Raw genomic sequence first — 23,521 nt, forward strand, 5'->3', positions numbered from 1 at the left:
GCTGGATGTTCCGTCCTCCAGCTTAACTGGAGGACGGAATCCCATTACAGCGGGCTGTTACGGCACCAGTTTTTCCAGCAATGCTTTGTCGCGTACCGCACCTTTGTCGGCGCTGGTGGCGAGCAGGGCATAGGCCTTGAGCGCGGTGGTTACTTTGCGTGGGCGATGCTCGACTGGCTTCCAGCCTTTTTTATCTTGCTCGACACGGCGTGCAGCCAGTTCTTCATCACTGATCAGCAAGTTGATGCTGCGTTTGTGGATATCGATGAGGATCTTGTCGCCTTCCTGCACCAGCCCAATGGCGCCGCCAGCAGCGGCCTCTGGCGAGGCGTGGCCGATTGACAGGCCGGAGGTGCCGCCGGAGAAACGACCGTCGGTGAGCAAGGCGCAGGCTTTACCCAGACCTTTGGATTTCAGGTAGCTGGTTGGGTAGAGCATTTCCTGCATACCAGGGCCGCCTTTCGGGCCTTCGTAGCGGATGATGACGATATCGCCTTCTTTGATTTCGTCATTGAGGATGCCCCTGACGGCGCTGTCCTGGCTTTCGAAAATCTTGGCGCTGCCTTCAAACACGTGGATCGACTCGTCTACGCCTGCGGTTTTGACCACGCAGCCGTCGAGGGCGATGTTGCCGTAAAGCACGGCCAGGCCGCCTTCTTGCGAGTATGCGTGTTCAACGCTGCGGATGCAGCCGTTTTCACGGTCGTCATCGACGGTGTCCCAGCGCGTCGACTGGCTGAATGCAGTCTGCGTCGGGATACCGGCAGGGCCGGCGCGGAAGAAGGTGTGTACGGCTTCGTCCTGAGTCTGAGTGATGTCCCACTCGGCAATCGCCTCAGCCATGCTCGGGCTGTGGATGGTCGATACGTCGGTGTGCAGCAAGCCGCCACGGGCCAGCGAACCGAGGATCGAGAAGATCCCGCCTGCACGGTGAACGTCTTCCATGTGGTACTTCTGGATGTTCGGCGCCACTTTGCACAGCTGCGGAATCTTGCGGGACAGGCGATCGATGTCGCGCAGGTCGAAGGCCACTTCGCCTTCTTGCGCCGCTGCCAGCAGGTGCAGAATGGTGTTGGTCGAACCGCCCATGGCGATGTCCAGACTCATGGCGTTCTCGAACGCCTTGAAGTTGGCGATGTTGCGCGGCAGTACCGAGGCGTCGTTCTCTGCGTAGTAACGCTGGCATAGCTCAACAGCCAGGCGGCCAGCGCGCAGGAACAGTTGTTCGCGGTCGGCGTGGGTGGCCAGCGTCGAGCCGTTGCCCGGCAAGGCCAGACCCAGCGCTTCCATCAGGCAGTTCATCGAGTTGGCGGTGAACATGCCCGAGCAGCTGCCGCAAGTCGGGCAGGCGCTGCGCTCGTATTCGGCCACTTTCTCGTCCGATGCACTTTCGTCAGCGGCGATGACCATTGCGTCGACCAAGTCGAGACCGTGGCTGGCCAGCTTGGTTTTACCGGCTTCCATTGGGCCGCCAGAAACAAATACCACCGGGATGTTCAGGCGCAAGGCAGCCATCAACATGCCGGGGGTGATCTTGTCGCAGTTGGAGATGCACACGATGGCGTCGGCGCAGTGAGCGTTGACCATGTATTCCACGGAGTCGGCGATTATCTCGCGGCTCGGCAGCGAATACAGCATGCCGTCGTGGCCCATGGCGATGCCGTCATCGACTGCGATGGTGTTGAATTCTTTCGCCACGCCGCCGGCTTTTTCGATCTCGCGGGCGACCAGTTGGCCCATGTCTTTGAGGTGCACGTGGCCGGGCACGAACTGGGTGAACGAGTTGGCGATGGCAATAATTGGCTTCTTGAAATCCTCGTCCTTCATGCCAGTGGCACGCCAAAGGGCACGGGCGCCAGCCATGTTGCGGCCGTGGGTGGAGGTTTTCGAGCGGTAATCAGGCATGACGGGTTCCTGCAGCAAATATCGGTTGGCGGGAGCCTGTAAAAACAACTGTTGCGGGTAACGCAGTGGTTTTTACAAGCGCCCTCATATACGTAGGGTGAGCCGGGTTCAGGCCCAAAGCAAACGGAAATTTCCGGTGTTGGTCTGAGGTCGTGGGTGGCGCAGGGTGAGCGCGTGACGACCAGCTCCGCCGAGGTGTGGCAGGAGACCTCAGATTCTAATCCCAGCAGGCGGTTGGGCGAAAGGGTTGTGGCGACTTACGGGCGGCTGCGCACCGGCAAAATTGCTCTGCCGGTGCACAGCTCGCTTGATCAGGCCTCGACTCCGCGCAAGCGCGCGGAGCGGCGGCGCAGCAGTTCAATGGTCACCAGCATGATGATCGAGAGAATGATCAGCAGCGTCGCAATCGCCAGAATGCTCGGATTGATCTGTTCGCGCAGCCCCGAGAACATCTGCCGTGGAATGGTGCGTTGTTGCGGCCCGGCCATGAACAGAATCACCACCACTTCATCGAACGAAGTGATAAAGGCAAACAGTGCGCCGGAAATAACGCCGGGGCGAATCAGCGGCATGATGATGTCCCAGAACACCCGCACCGGCCGTGCGCCAAGGTTAAGCCCGGCGCGCACCAGCGAGTAGTCAAAGCCAGCCAGCGTGGCGGTTACCGTGATGATCACGAACGGTGTGCCGAGGGCGGCGTGGGCCAGAATCACCCCGAGGTAGTTACCGGCCAGGCCCAGATCTGAATAGAAGAAGAACATGCCAGCGGCGGTGATGATCAGCGGAACGATCATCGGCGATAACAGCAACGCGGTAATCAAGCGCCGCGCCGGCATGTCATCACGCGCCAGTCCCACGGCTGCGCAGGTGCCCAATGCTGTGGCGATAATGGTGGCGCAGATGCCGATGAAGAAGCTGTTCTTGATTGCCAGCAGCCACTTTGGATCACTGAAAATCGCGCTGTACCAGCGCATTGAATAGGCTTCTGGCTGAAACGTAAGCATGCCTTTGGTGAAGCTGAAAAACGGTTCGACGTTAAACGACAGCGGAATAATCACCAGAATCGGCATGATCAGAAAGAACAGCACCAACCACGAGGTGCTCTTCAGCAGCCATGTGCCGAGGCGATACCAAAAACCAAAATACGCGGGAGCCTTGGCCATTGTTTAACCCAACTTGATATTGCTGGCGCCGACGAAACGGTCGTACAGCCAGTAGAGCAACAGAATCAGCGCGAGCAGTAACGAGCCCAGTGCGGCGGCCAGTTCCCAGTTGTTCGAGCGCTGCATGTGGAAGGCGATGATGTTGCTGATCATCTGGCCGTCGGTGCCGCCGACCAGCGCCGGGGTGATGTAGTAACCCACCGAGATGATGAAGACCAGCAAGGCGCCAGCGCTGAGGCCGGGCAGTGTCATCGGGAAGTAGATTTTCGCAAACGCCGGAATCGGCTTGTCACCCAGCGACATCGCGGCGCGCATATAGCTGGGGTCGATGCCGCGCATCACGCTGTACAGCGGCAGAATCATGAACGGCAGCAGAATGTGGGTCATCGCCACCACTGTGGCAAACGAGGTGTAGAGCATCTCGAATGGCTCGTTGGTCAACCCGACGCCCATCAGGAACGAGTTGATCACGCCGTTGGTTTGCAGCAGTGCAATCCACGCGGTGGTGCGCACCAATAGTGAAGTCCAGAACGGCAGCAATACCAGCACCAGAAGCAGGTTGGCGCGGTTCTCGGAGAGGCCGGCAAGGTAATACGACAGCGGATAGCCGAGCGCGGCGCAGAGCAGGGTAATCACCAGCGCCATGGTCAGCGTCTTGCTGTAGAGCTGCAGGTAGATCTGCGTCTCTTCACGCACCTGAATGCCTTTCTCGGGATTGAGCTCAAGGTCCAGCGCGGTGAGGTAATAGTCGTAGGTGTATTCGGCGCCAGCACGTTTAACCGCATACCAGAGGTCGGTGCGTTGCCACTTGGGGTTGGCGGCCAGCACGGTGGCCGCACCCTTGGTTGTCAGGTCGTCGCCCTTGAGCTTGCCGACCTTGCGCGCGGTGGACTTAACCACGCTGGACATACCGGTATACGCGCGGTTGAACTCTTCGGCCAGCTTGCCGGACAGGCGTTCTTTGGCCAGCCCGTTGAGCTCAACGGCAAAAATTTGCAGGGTTTGCTGATCGGGAGTGGCTTTGCCATCCCAGTTTTCCAGTGCCGCGAGGGTTTCGGGAATCAGTTCGGCGACAGTCGGGTGATGCACACTGCGCCAGAGCATGCTGGCGATGGGCGCGACAAACGTCAGCAGGATAAACACCAACAGCGGCACAACGAACATAAACGCAGTGATGCGTTTCTTGCGCTGAGCGCTAGCGGCCTGTCGGGCTTCGGTGGTGGATAACGATGACATTTAGCGGCTTCCAAACACGGTGCAAGGCGGTTGAGTCGATACAGCGGCGGGTGCTGCAATCAGCCGGATAATGCGCCCGGCTGATTGCAGGTCAGGCTGTTACTTGAGCAGCCATTCGTTGAATTTTTCACCCAGCGACTCGCCGTAGTCCGCCCAGAACTCCGAGCCTGCGCGGATGCCCGCGTCGAGGTGCGCAGTTGGCAGGTGCGGCGCTGCTGCCGGGTCCATCATCGGTGCAGAAGACTTGCGGGTCGGGCCGTAGGCAACATCGCTCATGCCAGCCAATGGCTTGGACTGAGTGGCGTAGGCGATGAATTTGAAGGCCAGATCCTTCTTCGGTGAGCCTTTCAGCACAGCCCAGGCGTCGAGGTCATAAACGTGGCCGTCCCAGACGATCACGAATGGCTTGCCTTCTTTACGGATCGAATCGTAGAAGCGACCGTTAGCCGACTGCACCAGAACTGCGCCGCCATCGTTGAGCAACTGTGGAGCCTGCGACCAGGAGTCGAACCAGACGATGTCTTTCTTGATGGTGTCGAGTTTCTTGAACGCGCGTTCCTGACCTTCAGGCGTGGCCAGCACTTCGTAGACTTCTTTCGGTGCTACGCCGTCAGCCAGCAGTGCCCATTCCATGTTTACTTGCGGACGTTTGCGCATGGCGCGTTTGCCCGGGATCTTGGCCGTGTCGAAGAAGTCGCCAATGCCAGCAGCCTTGGTGTCGCCGATGGTTTTTTCGTTGTAGGCATACACCACGGACCAGACGATGTTGCCGATCGCGCACTCGCTCGACAGTGCATCCGGGATGAAGTCTTGCTCGGCTGGGGTGCCGTCTACGCCTGCGGGCAGAATGTCACGCGGGATCGTTTCCAGCAGGCCTTCGGAGCAGGCGCGCTCAAGGTCGATTACCTCGACGTCGACGACATCCCACTGGATATTGCCGGACTCAACCTGCGCCTTCATTTCAGCCACGCCGCCCGAGTAATCCTCGAACAGCACTTTGGTGCCGGTATCTTTCTGGAACGGATCAATCATGTGCAGCTTTTGAGCTGCGCCATATGCACCGCCCCAAGACACTACGGTCAAACTGTCTTCGGCGTGCGCGCCAACCGACGCCAGGCCCAAGGCCGCCGTCAGGGCGAAAGTGGATATGCTGGTGCTCAGTGATCTAGCCATTGCAGTGCTCCATTGCCTATTTTTATGTGTGTAATCCATGAAAATACTGCGTCAGGAATTACCGGGTTGCTTGTTCAACTCAAGTGGTTTTCTGCGGTGCAGGCCGGTCCAGCGCCTGACTGTCTTGCGCAAGCCAGGCCAGAGCGACTTCTTCTTGGGCGCTGAATTGCGGGGCTGAACTGTCGTTCAGGTTCTTTACCACCAGCTCCGAACCGTCGGCGGTTTCGAACTGATAGCGAATGTATTCACCGACATAGTGGCGAGCCACAAAACGCGCCTTGATTTGATTACAGGCGCCGCCAAGACGGTCGGTGAAGGTGAGCTTTTCCGGGCGTACCGAGATCGTCGTCGGCGCGCCAATCTCGGTGCAGTTGGCCTTGAGGCTGCTGACCTCAGCCCCATCTGCCAGGCGCACGGTAACGGTCTCGTCACCGACCTCGGCAATGGTGCCCATGATCTTGTTGCTCTCGCCGATGAAGTCGGCCACGAACAGATTCGCCGGGCGTTCATAGAGCACGTGCGGCGCGGCGCATTGCTGGACGATGCCGTTGTTGAATACGGCAATCCGGTCCGACATGGTCAGCGCTTCGGTCTGGTCGTGGGTGACGTAGATGACGGTGAAGCCGAGTTGGTCGTGCAGGCGTTTGATCTCGAACTGCATTTGCTCGCGAAGCTTTTTGTCGAGTGCGCCGAGCGGCTCGTCCATCAGCACGATGTCGGGGGCAAATATCAGCGCGCGGGCCAGTGCGACACGCTGGCGCTGACCACCGGAGAGTTGACCCGGATGCCGGTTGCCAAAGGCCTGCAGTTCAACCAGCGTGAGGTATTCATCGACCTTGGCGTTGATTTCGTCCTTGGCCATCTTGCGCACCTTGAGCGGGTAGGCAAGGTTTTCGCGTAGCGTCATGTGCGGGAACAGAGCGTACTGCTGGAACACCATGCCGATGTTGCGCTGGTACGGTGCGATGCTGGTGACCGAGCGGCCGTTGATGAGAATTTCGCCACTGGTTACATCTTCGAAACCGGCGAGCATCATCAGGCAGGTGGTCTTGCCCGAGCCGGAAGGGCCAAGCAGGGTAATGAATTCGCCCTTGGCTACATCTAGGTTGAAGTCTTTGACCACCAGCGACTTGTGGTCATAGGTCTTTTTAACGTTGGTGAATTGCAGGAACGGTTTGTCCCCAACCGGATCAGCCATACATCTCCCTAGCATTGAAGCAAAAGCAAATCCCGGCTTGTGGCCAAGACCTGACATTGGCGTCAGCAGTAGCGCAAAGCGGTCTGACATCTGACCTGCGATCTGCTGTTATTAATTAGATCAGTGCAATTACTACGCCAAGCCAAATGCGTAAACGGTCTTGAGCGCTGCGTTACCGTTAAGGCTAGTCGGCACGAGGCATAACGCCAGTATGTATGTAGAAACAGGTAACAGTTTGGGCCATTAACGGGGGAGGAAAGTGTCGTTAATGCTCAATGCTGGTGCATGAAACGCAGGTGCAGGCGGGGGGATGTAATGCGGTTGTAGCCCCTGTTCAGAGCTACAACCGTGAGGCGGGATGCGCCTTAGCTGTTTGGCAGCAGGCGGCAGGTCAGGCTCTTGATGTAGCGCGTTTCGGCAATCGCCGGATGCACCGGATGATCCGGCCCTTGCGCGCCGCGCTCAAGCAACTGGATGTTGCGGTCGAGGTGGCGGGCGCTGGTCAGCAGAATATTTTGCAGGTCATCTTCCGGCAGGTGCATGGAGCATGAAGCGCTGACCAAAATGCCGTCTTTGTTGAGCAGGCGCATGGCTTGCTCGTTAAGGCGACGGTAAGCGGCTTCACCGTTCTTCATGTCTTTTTTGCGCTTGATGAATGCGGGCGGATCAACAATCACCACATCGAAACGCTCTTCACCGGATTTCAGTTCCTTCAGCGCGGCAAAGGCATCGCCTTCAACGCATACCAGTTTTTCCGCCAGACCGTTAAGGGTGGCGTTGCGCTCAACACCGTCGAGGGCGAAAGCCGAGGCGTCCACGCACATGACTTCGCTCGCGCCAAAAGCCGCCGCTTGCACGCCCCAGCCGCCGATGTAGCTGAACAGGTCGAGTACGCGCTTGCCTTTTACATAAGGTGCAAGACGGGCGCGGTTCATGCGGTGGTCGTAGAACCAGCCGGTTTTCTGGCCTTCGATCACGGGCGCTTCAAACTTCACGCCGTTCTCTTCCAGTGCGACCCACTCCGGCACAACGCCGAATACGGTGTCGACATAACGCTCAAGGCCTTCGGCGTCGCGTGCAGCCGAATCGTTCTTGAACAGGATGCCTGTAGGTTTGAGTACCTGAACCAGCGCGGCGATCACGTCGTCCTTGTGGCGCTCCATGGTGGCGGAGGCCAGTTGCACGACCAGAATGTCGAAGAAACGGTCTACAACCAGGCCCGGCAACAGGTCGGAGTCACCGTAAATCAGGCGATAGCACGGCTTGTCGAACAGGCGGTCACGCAGGCTCGCGGCCACATTGATGCGGTGAACCAGCAGTGACTTATCCAGCACATGCTTGACGTCACGCGACAGCAAACGAGCGCAGATGAGGTTGTTCGGGCTCAGCGCGACAATCCCCAGCGGCTTGCCACCGGCGGCTTCCAGAATGGCCTGATCACCACTGGAAAAACCGTTCAGCGGCGTGGCGGCGACATCGATCTCGTTGCTGTAAACCCAAAGGTGGCCGGCGCGCAGGCGTCGGTCGGCATTGGCTTTCAGGCGCAGGCTGGGCAGGGACATTGGGGATTCTCCAGAAAAAGAGCGAGATTATAGCGCAGTGGGCAACGATTTGACCCGTGCCGGGAGGCCCTGAACATGACCGCAGAGGCCGAAAAACAGGCGTCAAAGGCCGAATGATTGTGGGCAAGCCGAGAAGTTGCCCGGACGGATGGTCGTTTGCGGCATTGGCCGCATCCTGTCCGGCGTCTGCAAAGGATGGTTTTCAGCGGCTGATAGTGTGAATATTCGCTGCTGAGTTGTTAACCGGATTGGCGTGCTATGCCCGAATTACCTGAAGTCGAAACCACCCGCCGCGGGATTGCTCCGCACCTTGAAGGGCAGCGCATCAGGCGTGTGATTGTGCGCGACCGCCGACTGCGTTGGCCGATTCCCGACGACCTCGATATTGTCGTGTCCGGGCAACTTATCGAGAGCGTTGAGCGACGCGCCAAGTACCTGTTGATCAAGCTCGAAACCGGCAGCCTGATCAGCCATCTGGGCATGTCTGGCAACCTGCGGGTGGTGCCCTGCGGGACTCCGGCGGCCAAGCATGAGCATGTCGACATTGAGTTGGAATCGGGCATGGCGCTGCGGTACACCGACCCTCGGCGTTTTGGTGCACTGCTCTGGAGCAATACGCCGCATGAGCATGTGTTGCTCAGCAAGCTGGGCCCGGAACCATTGACCGAGACGTTTGCAGGCGAGCGCCTGTACGAGATGTCTCGCGGACGTTCAATGGCGGTTAAGCCGTTCATCATGGATAACGCGGTGGTGGTCGGCGTCGGCAATATTTACGCAACCGAGGCGTTGTTCGCCGCCGGAATTGATCCCCGGCGCGAGGCTGGGACAATTTCCAAGGCGCGCTACATCAAACTCGCGATCGAGATTAAACGCATCCTTGCCCATGCAATCGAGCGCGGCGGCACCACATTGCGCGACTTTATTGGCGGCGACGGCAAGCCTGGCTATTTCCAGCAGGAGTTGTTTGCTTATGGTCGCGGCGGCGAGTTCTGCAAGGTCTGTGGCAGTACCTTGCGCGAAATCAAACTGGGTCAGCGGGCGAGTGTTTACTGCCCACGTTGCCAGCGCTGAAGGGCTCGCGCTTAGCAGCTGACAGCGCTTTTTGGCCATTAAATGGGCTGGTAGCGCTTTAATAGCCAGTTGCCAGTCATGATTTGCGCTGGGATTGAAGTCTGTCACGCTGACAATTCACTCAGCGCTGTTATAGTTAAGGCAACAGACCCGCATCTCTGAAGGATCGTCACATGAAATTGTTTCGTTCAACTGCTGTTATTTTCGCCCTTATCGCAAGCATGCTGGCTATGCCGGTGATGGCCGAAATGGAACAGCAAAATGCCAGTGGCGATCCGATCTACACCGCCAATGCGCCTAAAGGTTATTCGATGATCGGCGACCTGCTGATCGCTCGTCCGTTGCTGATCGCGGCAACAGTGGTTGGTGCAGCTGTGTTTGTTGTGACTCTGCCGTTTAGTGCGCTGGGCGGTAATATTGATGAGGCGGCTCAGTCGTTGATTCAAGAGCCGGGTCAGGCTGCATTCCAGCGTTGCCTGGGCTGCACGACTGTTGGTTACAAAGGTTACGATAACGACTGATTATCAGCCGGCTGCACAAAAAACCCACCGCGCTATGCGCTGTGGGTTTTTTGTTGGATTGCATTTAGGCAGATGTATACGGCTTTCTGCTGGCGGATGAAATTCGCGTCGTGGTTTCCTCCATGACGGATTATGCCGCGTGGCGGCTAATCCATCCTCCACGACTCACGCGGTTTATGTGGCGAATCCATCCCCTCGACTAACGCGGTTTATACGGAGGTTGGAATCCGCATCGCGGCTTCCGACATGGCTTATTTCCCGCTGACGCTGTCTGCTTTTGATCGATGGCAGATTATTTTCATGTTCCGGTTTGTGTGTTCCCCTAATGCAACGCCATGACGGATTACGCCGCGTGGCGGCTAATCCATCCTCCACGACCCGCGCAGTTTATGTGGCGAACCCATCCCCCTCGACTCACGCGGTTAATGCGGAGGTTGGAATCCGCATCGCGGCTTCCGACATGGCTTATTTCCCGCTGACGCTGTCTGCTTTTGATCGATGGCAGATTATTTTTCATGCTCCGGTTTATGTATTCCCCTAATGCAACGCCATGACGGATTACGCCGCGCGGCGGCTAATCCATCCTCCACGACCCGTGCAGTTTATGTGGCGAATCCATCTCCCTCGACTCACGCGGTTAATGCGGAGGTTGGAATCCGCATCGCGGCTTCCGACATGGCGGATGGCCTGCTGTGCGCGGTCTGCTTTTGATTGGGTTGTGGTTTTTGAACGCTGGCGCTAAGCCTGAATTTGTATTGTTCTTGCGTCACCTTTTCGCCCTTACGGCGAGTTACTTTTGGCATACGTCTGCTACGCGCGTCCCCCAAGCTAACCAAAAAGACTTGCCCCTCCATTGGGCCTCGCTTTGCTCGGCTTCCCGCATTTCATCGTTGCTCCGTGGGCACGTCGTGATGGGCCGTCCTTGGCCCAACGCAACTCTCGCCGCATCCCTGCGGCTCGACCCACTGCGCAACGATTGCATTTGGCCTACTGGAATGGGGCGTTTGGTGGTGTCTGGGCTGGATGTGATTGGTTGGGGATTGTTGATTTTGGGCTTTTGGTGATCGGCTTTGGATGTTGGTGCTGGTTGCTTGATGGTGGGCTTGTTTATCAATCTGGCGTTGATGGCGTTGCGTACATTGCCTGACGGATTGCGTTGCTTTGCGCCGCTATCCATCCTCCGGTTATGTGTGAGTCTCGGGATACCGTTTCGTCGGAGGATGGAATCCGCATCGCGGCTTCCGTCATGGCGGGGGTTACTTTGAGCCGACGGCTGAGGTGCCAACGCCGCGGGGGTCGCTGGCGGCTTCTACGCGGTGGTCGGTTTTGTTCCAGTAGAGCACTTGTTGGTTGCCGTATTGGCGGGTGAGGGCTTTGAGTTGGTAGCCGCGAGCTTGCAGGGCGCTGATTTGCGCGGGGCTGAATGTGCTCGGTTCGTGTTCGATCACGTCCGGCAGGTATTGGTGGTGATAGCGCGCTACGCTGGGCCAGCGTTCGATGGGTTGGTCGTCCAGGTATTGCAGCACCGAGAGCAGCACCATGCTCGGGATTCGGCTGCCGCCCGGGGTGCCGAAGCTGGCGAATTCGCCGGGGCTTTCGATGAAGGTCGGGCTCATGCTCGACAGTGGGCGTTTGCCGGCGGCGATGGCGTTGGCGCTGCTGCCTGTTAGGCCGTAGGCGTTTGAGCCTTGAACGTCGGCGGCGAAGTCGTCCATTTCATCATTGAGCAAGACGCCGCTGCCTTTGGGCGTGAATGCGGCGCCGAAGGGCAGGTTGATCGAGAGCGTGGCGGCCACTGCGTTGCCTTCGGCATCGAGTACCGAGAAGTGGGTGGTGTGGTTGCCTTCATGCAGTTTTCCGGCGGGCGGCAGGCTTGAGCTTGGGGTGGCGCGCTGGGGGTCTATGCTTTGTGTCAGCGTATGCAGATACGCAGGGTCGAGCAGTTCGCGAACCGGATTTTTGATGAAGTCCGGATCGCCGAGCAAGCTACGATCGTGATACGCGCGGCGAAGCGCCTCGACTACAAAATGCGTGCGCTGCACCGGATCGGCTTCGCGCCAAGGCAGCTGTTGGAGCATGCCCAGGCTTTGGGCGATGGCAATGCCGCCGGCTGACGGCGGTGGCGCGCTGATCAGGTGACGGCCATCGTTGAGGATCACGTGGATCGGTTGGCGCTCGACGATTTTGTAGTTGGCTAGGTCGCCCAGCGTCCAGATGCCGCCTGCGTTGCGCACGCCATTGACCAGCAGTTGCGCGGTCTCGCCGGAATAGAACCCGGCTTTGCCGTCGCGCGCCAATCGCTCAAGCGTCAGCGCCAGGTCGGGTTGGCGGAGCAGTCCCAGCTGCGGCGGCAGGTTGCCTCTGTCGAGGAAGATACGCGCCGTTTCGGGGTCGTCGCGCATGGCCGCAAGGCGCCATCCGGCCCGCTCAAGGTATACGCGGTCGTAGGACACGCCATCACGCGCCAGCCGAATAGCTGGGGCCAGTGAATCGCGCAGTGGCAGGCGGCCGTACTTTTCGGCCAGGTGCACCAATGCGGCCGGTAAGCCCGGAATTGCGGCAGCCAGCGCGCCATTCAGCGAGAGTTCAGGCTGCACTTTACCGTCGCGCCGATACAGGTCGATATTCGCTGCCATAGGCGCGCGTTCGCGTGCATCGATAAACCGGTAATCGGGCTTGTCGCCTGCTTTGCGTAGCAGGTAGAAGCCGCCACCGCCCAAACCTGAGCTGTACGGCTCGGCCACTGCCAGCGCGGCGCTGATGGCGACGGCAGCGTCAAAGGCGTTGCCGCCAAGGGCCAGGGTTTCTTCGCCGGCGACTGTAGCCGCAGGATGAGCGCTGGCTATTGCCGCACGACCGGGTTGCTCGGCTGCCGAGAGGCAGGCAGCAGCGAAAAGCAGCAGGGCGGGTAGCAGGCGTTGCAGATTCATGGTCTTCATCCGGGGGCGGCGCGCTCCGTTTCAGACTAGGCCAAAGCCTGATCTCGGGTGGGGTTTAGTCAGAATAAACCATCCACATGTTGGGCTTTGATCGCCGCAGGCGAAGTCGATTCGCTTTAGCGGTCAGGCTTTGCCAGTGATGATCAGGTACTTTTCCATCAACTCATCTTTGCTCTCGACATTGTTCTCGTCGAGCGGGATGCAGTCTACCGGGCACACTTGCTGGCACTGCGGCTCATCGTAATGGCCGACGCATTCGGTGCACAGGTTGGGATCAATGACATAAATCTCTTCGCCTTGAGAGATTGCAGCATTGGGACACTCAGGTTCGCAGACGTCGCAGTTGATGCAGTCGTCAGTGATAATCAGGGACATGCAGTTAACACTCCTGCCGGGACGATCCGTCGCGGCACAATCAAGCCAGTATCGGTGAATTGTGCCGGATTGTTGCGCACAGTGCCATGCGCACCGCAGCACTTGGCGCGTGATGCGCCAAGACTGGGGGACGTGCGCGGCTTATTGCTTGAAGCGTTCGGTCAGCGCAGCGGCCACGGCCGGGTGCACAAACTTGGAAATGTCGCCGCCCAAGGCTGCAATTTCACGCACCAGCGTTGAGGAGATAAACGAGTATTTTTCCGACGGTGTGAGGAACAGGCTCTCGACGTTCGGTGCAAGCTGGCGGTTCATGTTGGCCAGTTGGAACTCGTATTCGAAGTCCGACACCGCACGCAAACCGCGCAAAAATACATTGGCACCCTGTTCTTTGGCGAAGTGGGCCAGCAACGATGAGAAGCCTACGACTTCAACATTGGGCAGATGGCTGGTGACTTCCTTCGCCAACGCGACGCGTTGCTCCAGAGGGAACAGTGGGTTCTTCTTGGGGCTTGCAGCGACCGCGATAATCACGCTGTCGAACAGGCGAGACGCGCGCTCAACCAGATCACCATGGCCCTTGGTGATAGGGTCGAACGTGCCTGGGTATAGCACTCGATTCATCGTGACGTCCTGGCGGTGTCCGTTTGGGACTCGGATGTTAGCGCAGCAGTAAGCAGCGGCCAAGTCGGACGGCAGTCAGCGGGTAAATTGACTGCCGCCTACTTGAGTGAAATCAGGCCCTTTTCAGGCGCTGAGCCAGCAGTGTAGAGAGTTTGGCGGTGAGCCCGTATACCGAAAGTTGTGGGTTGGCGCCAATGCTGGTGGGAAATAGCGAGCCGTCGTGAATCGACAAGTTAGTCAGCTGATGATGGCGTCCCAGGCTGTCAGTGACGGCTTGCTTCGGGTCTTCGCCCATGGCGCAGCCACCCATGACGTGAGCAGAACCCAGCTTCGCCCGGTAAATTTCCATGCTTAGGCCGTCAATCATGCTTTTAGCCTCAGCCATGGTTTTTACGTGGCGGGCATCGATGTGCGCCGGCATCACGCTTTGCGCGCCAGCCGCAAATTGAATTTCGGCCATGGCTTCATACGCGCGGCGAATTCCGTCGAAGGTGTATTTGGTCATGCGGTAGTCAACGGTCGGGCTGCCGTCGTCGCGCAACTCGACCGTGCCTTCGGCGCTCTGCGGATGGAAACCGTCGCGCATCAGCGCCAGCATCAGGTTGGTGTGCGGCAAGCTTTCCATGCGCACGGCGCTTTCAGTGCCGAAGCCACCCAGCAGCGTCGCAGTGAGCGCCGGTTGCATGGGCGGTACTTCCAGTTTGTATGACTGCTGACCAGCGGCGCCGTCATTCCATTGGAAGTGATCGGAGTAGATGGATTGCGGCGCGCCATAAAACGGATTGATCACTCGGTCAAACAGCGCTGCCGAGAAATTCACCACATGCAGGAAGGTGCGTTTGCCGGTGCGGGAGTGCGGGTCTGGAGCCTTGGAGCGCAGCAGCAACCCCGGCGTGTTGATGCCGCCACCGGCAAGAATGTAGTGCTTGGCCTTGACCCGAATTTTGCGGCCATTGGACGCTACGCAGCGTTCATCCATGCCCACGCATTCGATGCCGGAAACCGCATCACCGTCGAAGGTCAGGCGTTCGGCACGGGCCAGGTAGAGCAACTCGCCGCCATTTTTGAGCATGCCCGGAATGGTGGTGACCAGCATCGACTGCTTGGCATTGGTCGGACAGCCCATGCCGCAATAACCGAGGTTCCAGCAACCGCGCACGTTTCGCGGGATGACTTTCCAGTGGTAATCAAGTTTGTCGCAACCAAGGCGAATCACATCATTGTTGGCGTTCGGCGGGACTGCCCACGGCGCAACCCCAAGGCGCTGTTCCATCTGCTCGAACCAAGGCGCCATTTCGGCTTCGCTGTGGCCTTTGACGCCGTGCTCCTTGGCCCAGTGTTCGAGGGTTGGCGTCGGCGTACGGAAGCTTGAAGTCCAGTTGACCAGCGTCGTGCCGCCCACAGCCCGACCTTGCATGATGATGACTGCGCCGTCTTTACTCATGCGCCCGACACCTTCCTGATACAAGGTGCTGTAAGCCTCGGGCTCGCTCATTTTGAAATCGCTGCTGGTTTTCAGCGGGCCTTCTTCGATCAGCAACACCTTGTAGCCGGCTGCGCTGAGGATTTCGGCGCTGGTGCCGCCGCCTGCGCCGGAGCCAACAATGGCAATGTCGGCCTCAAGGGTCAGGTCTTTTTCCAGGCGCGAACCGTCGTAGGTTTTCCAGCCGCTGGCGAGGCCCTCGGCAAAAATATCTGGCACAGGCATTAGAGACAGCTCTCCGCAAATTCTTATGTTTTTTAGTGTGCGTGTTTCGGCGGTTATACGGTGGGGGGGCCCGGATAGCCGCAATGCGCCCAGGACTCTTTGCGCCCATACCAGCTCATTTGTACCAGTTGCACCAATGAGCCATAACCCATGTTGAGCATTGCCAGACTGCTGTTCTGCCAACGCAGCAGGAACGCGTTTACGTCCTCAGTCGAGGACTTCTGCCAGCTGCCCCAGATGCCTGTCAGCGGGCCACGGGTAATGCCCATGCTCAACAGGTCGAACAGTTGCAGGGTCATTTTCAGCAGTTCGGGAGACAGATGAGCGAGGGAGGCGTCAATGCTGCTCAGTGTGCCCTTGATCGCCGCGGGCATTTTTTCTGGTGCTACGGCGCCGGCAAGAATCGCCGGAATAACCGCGCTGAGCATGGGCAGGTCAGTGTCGCGCAGGGCTTGCATGCCCGTGCCCGGCTTGCTGGCGGAGCAGCCGCTGAGCGTTGCGGTGACGCCGGCCGTGGCCAGAAAGGCTGAGCCCATCACGCCGACTTTGAGCAGATTACGTCGAGAAAGATCAGGCAGGGTGTTCGAGGTGTCTGTCATTTTTATTAGCACCGTAGCAGTCGCTTGGCCCGCCCCGACATGTTGGCCGGGGCGGGTTTTTACGTTTAACGAACGAACATTTTGTGGATGAGTTTCTGCACGGCGGTGCCGTATGGCGGGTAGATGAACTTGGCCGCGTTGAAGCGCTGCTTGATGAACACACCCTTGGCCTTACTGAAGGTCAGGAAGCCTTCGTGAGCATGGTAATGGCCCATGCCGGAAGGGCCGATGCCGCCGAACGGCATATCATCCTGCGCCACGTGCAGCAGCGTGTCGTTGATGCAGGCGCCGCCAGAGTGAGTTTGCTCGAGCACACGCTCCTGCTCCGACTTGTCGTAGCCGAAGTAATACAGCGCCAGCGGACGCGGACGCTCATTGATGTATTTGAACGCATCTTCGAGACGATCGTACGGCACGATAGGCAGCAGCGGGCCGAAGATTTCGTCCTGCATGACCTTCATTTCATCGTTGACATTGAGCAGCACGGTGGCCGGCATCCGGCGGCCCTGGCCTTCCGGATAAAGCGGAATAACCTTGGCGCCTTTGCTTTCTGCGTCGGTCACGTAGCCATTCAGACGCTGCAACTGGCGCTCGTTGATGATCGCGGTGTAGTCGGGGTTGTCCTTGAGGTTCGGGTAGAACTTCTGCACCACGGCGCGATAGGCCTCGACGAAGCCATCGACACGATCCTTGGGCACTAACACATAGTCTGGTGCCACGCAGGTCTGGCCGGCGTTTACGGTTTTACCGAAGGCGATGCGCTCGGCCGCGTCGCTCAGAGGAACATCGGCAGAAACGATTGCAGGCGACTTGCCGCCCAGCTCAAGGGTTACCGGAGTCAGGTTTTCAGCGGCTGCGCGCATTACGTGTTTGCCGATGCTGGTGGCGCCGGTGAACAGCAAATGATCGAACGGCAGCTTGGAGAAAGCCATGCCGACTTCGGCCTCGCCCAGTGCCACGCTGACCAAATCTTCGGGGAAAATACGCGCGAGCAGGTCTTTGACCAGCTGCGAGGTGGCCGGGGTCGACTCGCTCATTTTGATCATGACCCGGTTACCGGCCGACAGCGCGCCAACCAGCGGGCCAATCGCCAGAAACAGCGGATAGTTCCACGGCACGATCACGCCGACCACACCCAATGGCTGATAAACCACCTTGGCGGAGGCGGGCATGAAATGCATCCCGACGCTGCGCTTGGACGGCTTCATCCACTTCTTGATGCGCTTGGTGGCATAGGTGATGCCATGCAGGCTTGGCATGATCTCGGCCAGCATGGTCTCGCTGGTTGAGCGATTGCTGAAGTCGGTGCTGATCGCCGCACAAAGGGCGTCCTGCTCATCGAGGATCAATTGCTTGAGGGCGCCAAGCCATTGAATACGCTGCTCGGCGGATGGCATGGGCAGGCCATTGAAGGCCTGCCGTTGTTGCGCAAAGGTGACTTCAAGCTGGTTTATCTGTTCTTGGCTTTGTTGGATATAAGCGACATCGGCAACCATTGACTCATCCTCGGTGAGCGGTGAAGACCGGCATGCACTTGGCAGTCGATCTTCGGAAAGGGCTTGATGATTTTTTAGAGCAATTACTCTAAAGTGTCAATGGGCGGGCTTTTTTCTGTGACCGGATGGTTAAGCGCTATGGCCTGCCATGAGTCTGATTTATGGGCACCGTACTAGCCCGAGCCGGTTATCTGCGTGTATTTTCCCCGGCCCGGACTTCTTCCCGTCTGTGTTTTTTGTATCTGGACTGATCAGCGTATGGCGCCTCAAGTAAAAACCCGCGAACGGATCATTCAAGCCAGCCTTGAGCTGTTCAACACCCAAGGCGAGCGTAATGTCACCACCAACCATATCGCCGCGCATATGGGGATTTCGCCGGGCAATCTGTATTACCACTTTCGCAACAAGCAGGCGGTAATTGCCGAGCTGATGCAGCGTTATGAGGCGCAGGTCGACCAGTTTTTGCGGCTGCCTGAAGAGCGTCCGGTGGTTATCGAGGATAAGGCCGTTTATATGGAGCGCCTGCTGGCGGCCATGTGGCAGTTCCGTTTCTTGCACCGTGATCTCGAGCATTTGCTGGAGAGTGACGCGCAACTGGCTGAGCGCTATCAGGTATTTGCCAAACGTTGTCTGCACCATGCCATGCAGATTTTTCAGGGCTTTGTCGATGCAGGGATTCTGTTGATGACTCCCCTGCAAATCGAGGCGCTGACCCTCAACAGCTGGATTGTGCTGACCTCGTGGGTGCGCTTTCTGTGCACTGCCATGAAGCCAACCACTGAGCTTGATGAGCAGTTGCTGCGGCGTGGTGTGTTTCAGGTGATGGCGTTAGAGGATGGCTACGTTGCACCGCAATGGCAGGAAGCGGCGCGAGAGATTTACGACAGTTTGTACGTCCAGCTGGATCTGCACAGTCATCCAGTCGCCTGAACCCAGGGCTCAGGCGGTGCGTTGTTTGATTAACTGATACTGCGTCTGGCCGTCATCCCAGCCTGCTTCCCACGCGGCCAGAACAACTTCCTCCGTCGGTATCTGGGCAGGATTGCGCCGGCATGCAAGCCCGGCCATGTAGCCCTGTTGGTAAGCCTTATTGAGGCTTTCCAGGCTCCAGTCCTGCGTGTTTTTTGAATGGTTGTCTGATGACATGAGGCTGCTCTTGGTGTGCTTCTGCAGAGCATGCTAGCGGTGATTTCGCCCCGTAACTGCACGCACTTGTGCAATTGTGATGGGCACCACTGTTTCGACAAATTTCAGCGATATGCGGAGTTATCCACAGGACAAATGGTCATGCGCGTTGTCGTTGTAACGGCCCGCCGAAATGCTTGAATCAGTTGCCAGATCAAGCATTCCAGCAGGGTTGGGCATGGCGGGCCTGTTAGTTGTCAGACGCGAGGATGCTGGCCTGATAAGCGGCAACGAAGGTGTCGAAGTCTTCTTCGTCCTGCGCCTCGATAGCGGCTTGTTCCTCAAGTGAGCGGGTAGCTGACGCTTCCATCTCACTCAACTGCTCGGCGCTCAGTGGCTGGCTGCGGAAGTATTCAGCGTGCAGTTTGCTTTGGCGCAGGGCGAACTGGGTGAAGCTTTCGCCTTTCTGCAATTGCGCCAGAACCTGAGCCGATGGCGTCAGGCTGACGTCGTCAACTTTTGCTTGCTGCGCTTGCAGTGCCGTCACATGCGCGGTGCCGCCGTGGCTGCGGTCGAGCAGCTCGGCACTTTGCTGGATCTTGCCAAGCAATTCACTGGCCCATGCCTGCAAGGTGATCGGGCCGTCGATACGCTGCAGATGCAGGTTCGGGCGGCGACCTTCCTTGACCACCTTAAGGAAGTTCTCGGTGCTGGCATGGCACTCGCCACGCTCAAGCTGCGGGCTGTCCTGCAGGGCGCAGAACAACAGGAAGGCGTCGAGGAAACGCGACTCGGTCAGGTCGATGCCCAAAGGCAGCATCGGGTTGATGTCCAGGCAGCGCACTTCGATGTACTGCACACCGCGCGAATTAAGGGCCTGAATTGGCCGCTCGCCCGAATCGGTCACGCGCTTGGGGCGAATGCTTGAGTAGTACTCGTTTTCGATTTGCAGGATATTGCTGTTCAGTTGCAGCCATTCACCGTCCTTGCGTGTGCCGATTTCGACATACGGCGGATACGGCGTGCCGACGGCCTGGCGCAAGCTGTCGATGTAGCTGGCAAGGTCGTTGTAGCAAGGCGTCAGCTCGGATTGCGCGCTGCTCTGGTAGCCCAGATCGCTCATCCGCAGGCTGGTCGCGTAGGGCAAATACAGCGTGTTTTCGTCGAGCATCTGCAGCTTGTGCGGGCGGCCGCGCATAAAGCCGACGTCGAGTGCCGGCGAGGCGCCGAACAAATACATCAGCAGCCAGCTGTAGCGGCGGAAGTTGCGGATCATCGCAATGTAGCTGGCCGACTGATAGTCGAGCGCGCTTTGCTGATCGCCTTCTTCAGCCTGCAGCAACTTCCACAGCGCATCGGGCAACGAGAAGTTGTAGTGAATGCCGGCAATGCATTGCATGGTCTTGCCATAACGCAGGGCCAGACCGTTGCGATACACATACTTGAGCTTGCCGATATTGGAGTCGCCGTAGCGGGCGATTGGAATCTGCTCCTCGTCCGGCAACGCGCAGGGCATCGACGGGCTCCACAGGTATTCGTCCGCCAGTTTGCTGTAGACGAAACGGTGGGTCAGCTCGAGGTTTTCCAAAGTTTGCGCCGGATCGGCCAGCGCCGGAGTGATGAACTCCAGCAACGACTCTGAATAGTCGGTGGTGATCTGTGCATTGGTTAGCGCCGAGCCCAGCGCGCGCGGATGCGGCGTCAGGGCCAACTGGCCATCGCTGTCTACTCGCAAGCATTCGCGCTCGATGCCATGCAGGCACTGAGTAAGCAGTGAAAGGTTGGCTGGCTGGCCAAGCAGTGCCATGCGGCTGGTTAGCTGTTCGCTCAAGGTAAAATTCCTTCACGCATCGTTCGCCCCTATATGGGGGTGGACATCAGGGTCTGCAAGGGGCGAGTAGCCGTCAATGGCCATTTGGTTGGAAAGCATATGCGACACCTGCGGCGTTACTGGCTTTGACGCCTTGTGGGTCGCGTTATTTGTTTCGGTTCCAGCGTGTTTTAACCGAGTTTAGCTCAGCAAACTTATACGCAGGCGAAAGTCCCTTGTGCCTTGGCGACAAGATTTTCGCCTTGCATTACATCGGCCTCCACGACCAAAGTCCGGCGTCCGGCGTGCAGTACCTTGGCGGTGCAGATCACCTCACCTTCGGCCACGGCGCGAATGTAATTGATCTTGCATTCAATGGTGACGCTTTGGTTATCGAAGCCATGCGAGCTGGAGCACGCCAGCCCCATGGCTATGTCGACCAGCGAGAACAACGCGCCACCGTGAAGTTTCTGATGGCGGTTGCGCAGCTCGTCGGTGAGGGCGAGACGCACGCGCGCCTCGCCATTTTCGATGTGCAGCGGCTCGATTCCCAGATGCCGGCTGTAAGCGCTCGCGGCAAACGCGGCATCCAGGCTCATTTCTTTTTCAACTGCTTGGCATTGGCGAACAACGAAGCCATGGCGTTGTTGCTCGGCGCCGCTGCGGGTTGGTGCGTCTTGGCCGCGGCAGGGCGTTGGCCATTGCCACGGTTGCCGCCACCGCGTGGGCCTTCAACTTTCTCGCCGGGCGTGTCGCTCATGCGCATGGTCAGGGCAATGCGGTTACGCGGGATATCCACTTCCATCACTTTGACCTTGACCACTTCACCGGCTTTGACCGCTTCGTGCGGGTCCTTGATGAACTTCTCGGACAGTGCGGAGATATGCACCAGACCGTCCTGATGCACGCCGATATCCACAAACGCGCCGAAGTTGGTCACGTTGGTGACCACGCCCTCAAGAATCATCCCCAGTTCCAGATCCTTGAGGGTTTCAACGCCTTCCTGGAATTCGGCCGTCTTGAACTCCGGACGCGGGTCACGACCGGGCTTTTCAAGCTCTTGGAGGATGTCACTGATGGTCAGCAGGCCGAATTTCTCGTCGGTGAACTGCTTGGGATCGAGGCGCTTAAGGAAGCTGGCATCGCCAATCAGCGAGCGAATATCGCGCTGAGTGTCCTGCGCAATACGTTTAACCAGTGGATAAGTCTCGGGGTGAACGGCCGAGGCATCCAGCGGATTGTCACCGTTCATCACGCGCAGGAAGCCTGCGGCTTGCTCGAAGGTTTTCTCGCCCAGACGCGAAACCTTCTTCAGCTCGTCGCGGGTCTTGAAGGCGCCGTTGGCATCACGGTGAGTAACGATGTTTTGCGCCAGTGTGCTGTTCAGGCCGGAAATACGCGCGAGCAGGGCGCTGGATGCAGTGTTCACGTCGACCCCAACGGCGTTTACGCAATCCTCAACTACAGCGTCGAGGCTGCGCGCCAGTTTCAGTTGTGAAACGTCGTGCTGGTATTGGCCGACACCGATTGATTTCGGGTCGATCTTCACCAGTTCTGCCAGCGGATCTTGCAGGCGACGTGCGATAGACACCGCGCCGCGCAGCGATACATCGAGGTCCGGGAATTCCTTGGCGGCCAGTTCCGAGGCCGAGTACACCGAGGCGCCGGCTTCGGAGACCATGATTTTGGTCATCTTCAGGGCTGGGTATTTCTTGATCAGCTCGATAGCCAGTTTGTCGGTCTCGCGGCTGGCAGTGCCGTTGCCGATGGCGATGAGGTCAACCGAGTGCTTGGCGCACAGGGCGGCCAGCACAGCGATGGTCTGATCCCACTGGTTTTTCGGGGCGTGCGGGTACACGGTGGCGGTGTCGAGCACTTTGCCGGTGGCATCGACCACGGCCACTTTGCAGCCGGTGCGCAGGCCCGGATCGAGACCGAGTGTGGCGCGTGGGCCAGCCGGTGCGGCAAGCAGCAGGTCGTTGAGGTTGCGGGCGAATACCGAAATAGCTTCGTCTTCGGCTTTTTCACGCAACTCGCTGAACAGATCGGTTTCGAGGTGGGTGTAAAGTTTGACCTTCCAGGTCCAGCGCACCACTTCGGCCAGCCATTTGTCGGCGGCGCGGCCCTGATTGGAGATGCCGAAACGTTCAGCAATCATTACTTCGCAAGGGTGCATGGTGCCGAGCGCTTCTTCGCCAACCTTGAGGCTGCAGCTGAGAATGCCTTCGTTGCGGCCACGGAAAATCGCCAGTGCGCGGTGCGACGGTGCGCCTTTGAATTTCTCGTCGTGTTCGAAGTAGTCACGGAACTTGGCGCCTTCGGCTTCTTTACCCGCGACAACGCGGGCGCTGAGCGTTGCGTGATCGGTCATGAAGCTGCGCAGGCTGCTGAGCAGAGTGGCGTCTTCGGCAAAGCGCTCCATGAGAATGTACTTGGCACCTTCGAGCACAGCCTTGGTGTCGGCGAAGCCCTTTTCGCTGTCGATAAAACGTGCAGCTTCGGTTTCAGGGGCCAATGTCGGGTCGTTGAACAAAGCGTCTGCCAGTTCACCAAGGCCTGCTTCCAGAGCGATCTGGCCCTTGGTGCGGCGCTTTTGCTTGTACGGCAGGTAAAGGTCTTCGAGGCGGGTCTTGGTGTCGGCGAGATTAATTTCGCGGGCCAGTTCCGGGGTCAGCTTGCCTTGCTCTTCAATGCTCGCAAGGATGCTGGCGCGGCGGTCGTCGAGTTCGCGCATGTAGCGCAGGCGCTCTTCAAGTTGGCGCAGTTGGGTATCATCAAGGTTGCCGGTGACTTCTTTACGGTAACGTGCGATGAACGGCACGGTAGAGCCTTCATCCAACAGGGCGACAGTTGCGGCAACCTGCTGCGGGCGCACGCCCAGTTCTTCGGCGATGCGGTTGTTGATGCTATCCATATTAAAAATCTACCCACACTAAAACGAAAAACCGGCCACGCTTTCTACGGGCCAGACACATAAGCCGGGCATTATAAACACCGTCATGCAGCCCACTGGGAACCG

General features: G+C 58.5%; 19 protein-coding genes. 3 read left to right on the forward strand and 16 right to left on the reverse strand.

Going from position 1 to position 23,521, the window contains the following annotated elements:
* Positions 1–57: 57 nt before the first annotated feature.
* The 6 genes from ilvD to PMYSY11_RS01390 all read right to left on the reverse strand — a co-directional run bounded on the left by ilvD (position 58) and on the right by PMYSY11_RS01390 (position 8,237).
* Positions 58–1,905: a dihydroxy-acid dehydratase gene (gene ilvD / locus PMYSY11_RS01365; RefSeq protein WP_069902307.1), complete on the reverse strand. Its 1,848-nt coding sequence runs from the start codon at positions 1,903–1,905 to the stop codon at positions 58–60.
* Between the two features lie 311 nt (positions 1,906–2,216).
* A complete protein-coding gene (locus PMYSY11_RS01370) occupies positions 2,217–3,068 on the reverse strand; it encodes an ABC transporter permease (protein ID WP_150548114.1) in 852 nt (283 codons plus the stop codon).
* A 3-nt stretch (positions 3,069–3,071) separates the two neighbouring features.
* Positions 3,072–4,304, reverse strand: coding sequence for an ABC transporter permease (locus tag PMYSY11_RS01375; RefSeq protein ID WP_069902309.1), 1,233 nt, complete (start codon positions 4,302–4,304; stop codon positions 3,072–3,074).
* Positions 4,305–4,403: 99 nt separating this feature from the next.
* A complete protein-coding gene (locus PMYSY11_RS01380; protein ID WP_090514236.1) occupies positions 4,404–5,477 on the reverse strand; it encodes an ABC transporter substrate-binding protein in 1,074 nt (357 codons plus the stop codon).
* 79 nt (positions 5,478–5,556) lie between these two features.
* A complete protein-coding gene (locus tag PMYSY11_RS01385; RefSeq protein ID WP_069902311.1) occupies positions 5,557–6,675 on the reverse strand; it encodes an ABC transporter ATP-binding protein in 1,119 nt (372 codons plus the stop codon).
* A gap of 365 nt (positions 6,676–7,040) precedes the next feature.
* Positions 7,041–8,237, reverse strand: a complete 1,197-nt coding sequence (locus PMYSY11_RS01390; protein WP_090514230.1) for a class I SAM-dependent rRNA methyltransferase — start codon at positions 8,235–8,237, stop codon at positions 7,041–7,043.
* A 258-nt stretch (positions 8,238–8,495) separates the two neighbouring features.
* On the opposite strand from PMYSY11_RS01390, the gene mutM reads away from it, so the two are divergent.
* Together mutM and PMYSY11_RS01400 are read left to right on the forward strand one after the other, a co-directional pair.
* Positions 8,496–9,308, forward strand: coding sequence for a bifunctional DNA-formamidopyrimidine glycosylase/DNA-(apurinic or apyrimidinic site) lyase (mutM, locus tag PMYSY11_RS01395; RefSeq protein WP_150548115.1), 813 nt, complete (start codon positions 8,496–8,498; stop codon positions 9,306–9,308).
* A gap of 173 nt (positions 9,309–9,481) precedes the next feature.
* A complete protein-coding gene (locus PMYSY11_RS01400; protein WP_069902314.1) occupies positions 9,482–9,829 on the forward strand; it encodes a multidrug transporter in 348 nt (115 codons plus the stop codon).
* A gap of 1,256 nt (positions 9,830–11,085) precedes the next feature.
* Here the strand turns inward: PMYSY11_RS01400 and ggt are convergent.
* From ggt to PMYSY11_RS01430, 6 genes are all read right to left on the reverse strand, one after another.
* A complete protein-coding gene (ggt, locus tag PMYSY11_RS01405) occupies positions 11,086–12,759 on the reverse strand; it encodes a gamma-glutamyltransferase (protein ID WP_239655522.1) in 1,674 nt (557 codons plus the stop codon).
* Between the two features lie 132 nt (positions 12,760–12,891).
* A complete protein-coding gene (locus PMYSY11_RS01410) occupies positions 12,892–13,143 on the reverse strand; it encodes a YfhL family 4Fe-4S dicluster ferredoxin (RefSeq protein ID WP_090515678.1) in 252 nt (83 codons plus the stop codon).
* A 141-nt stretch (positions 13,144–13,284) separates the two neighbouring features.
* Complete coding sequence (gene coaD / locus PMYSY11_RS01415) at positions 13,285–13,764, reverse strand: pantetheine-phosphate adenylyltransferase (protein WP_069902318.1); 480 nt, start codon at positions 13,762–13,764, stop codon at positions 13,285–13,287.
* A 112-nt stretch (positions 13,765–13,876) separates the two neighbouring features.
* Complete coding sequence (locus PMYSY11_RS01420) at positions 13,877–15,472, reverse strand: GMC family oxidoreductase (protein WP_150548117.1); 1,596 nt, start codon at positions 15,470–15,472, stop codon at positions 13,877–13,879.
* A 53-nt stretch (positions 15,473–15,525) separates the two neighbouring features.
* On the reverse strand, positions 15,526–16,071 hold the full coding sequence (locus PMYSY11_RS01425; protein WP_150548118.1) for a twin-arginine translocation pathway signal protein: 546 nt from the start codon (positions 16,069–16,071) through the stop codon (positions 15,526–15,528).
* 65 nt (positions 16,072–16,136) lie between these two features.
* Entirely contained in the window at positions 16,137–17,567 is a 1,431-nt protein-coding gene (locus PMYSY11_RS01430; RefSeq protein ID WP_069902321.1) for a coniferyl aldehyde dehydrogenase, read from the reverse strand.
* 258 nt (positions 17,568–17,825) lie between these two features.
* Between PMYSY11_RS01430 and PMYSY11_RS01435 the strand changes: the two genes are divergently transcribed.
* Positions 17,826–18,497: a TetR/AcrR family transcriptional regulator gene (locus PMYSY11_RS01435; RefSeq protein WP_090515673.1), complete on the forward strand. Its 672-nt coding sequence runs from the start codon at positions 17,826–17,828 to the stop codon at positions 18,495–18,497.
* 9 nt (positions 18,498–18,506) lie between these two features.
* On the opposite strand, the gene rmf is transcribed toward PMYSY11_RS01435, so the two are convergent.
* The 4 genes from rmf to PMYSY11_RS01455 form a co-directional block, all read right to left on the reverse strand.
* Positions 18,507–18,713: a ribosome modulation factor gene (gene rmf / locus PMYSY11_RS01440; protein ID WP_069902323.1), complete on the reverse strand. Its 207-nt coding sequence runs from the start codon at positions 18,711–18,713 to the stop codon at positions 18,507–18,509.
* A gap of 229 nt (positions 18,714–18,942) precedes the next feature.
* Positions 18,943–20,499: a glutamate--cysteine ligase gene (gene gshA / locus PMYSY11_RS01445; RefSeq protein WP_420830075.1), complete on the reverse strand. Its 1,557-nt coding sequence runs from the start codon at positions 20,497–20,499 to the stop codon at positions 18,943–18,945.
* A gap of 218 nt (positions 20,500–20,717) precedes the next feature.
* On the reverse strand, positions 20,718–21,101 hold the full coding sequence (locus PMYSY11_RS01450) for a PaaI family thioesterase (protein ID WP_069902325.1): 384 nt from the start codon (positions 21,099–21,101) through the stop codon (positions 20,718–20,720).
* Complete coding sequence (locus PMYSY11_RS01455; protein WP_069902326.1) at positions 21,098–23,416, reverse strand: Tex family protein; 2,319 nt, start codon at positions 23,414–23,416, stop codon at positions 21,098–21,100. Before PMYSY11_RS01455 ends, PMYSY11_RS01450 begins: the two co-directional genes overlap by 4 nt.
* Between the last annotated feature and the right edge of the window lie 105 nt (positions 23,417–23,521).

This window comes from Pseudomonas marincola (assembly GCF_900682675.2).
GTDB classification, from domain to species: domain Bacteria; phylum Pseudomonadota; class Gammaproteobacteria; order Pseudomonadales; family Pseudomonadaceae; genus Aquipseudomonas; species Aquipseudomonas marincola.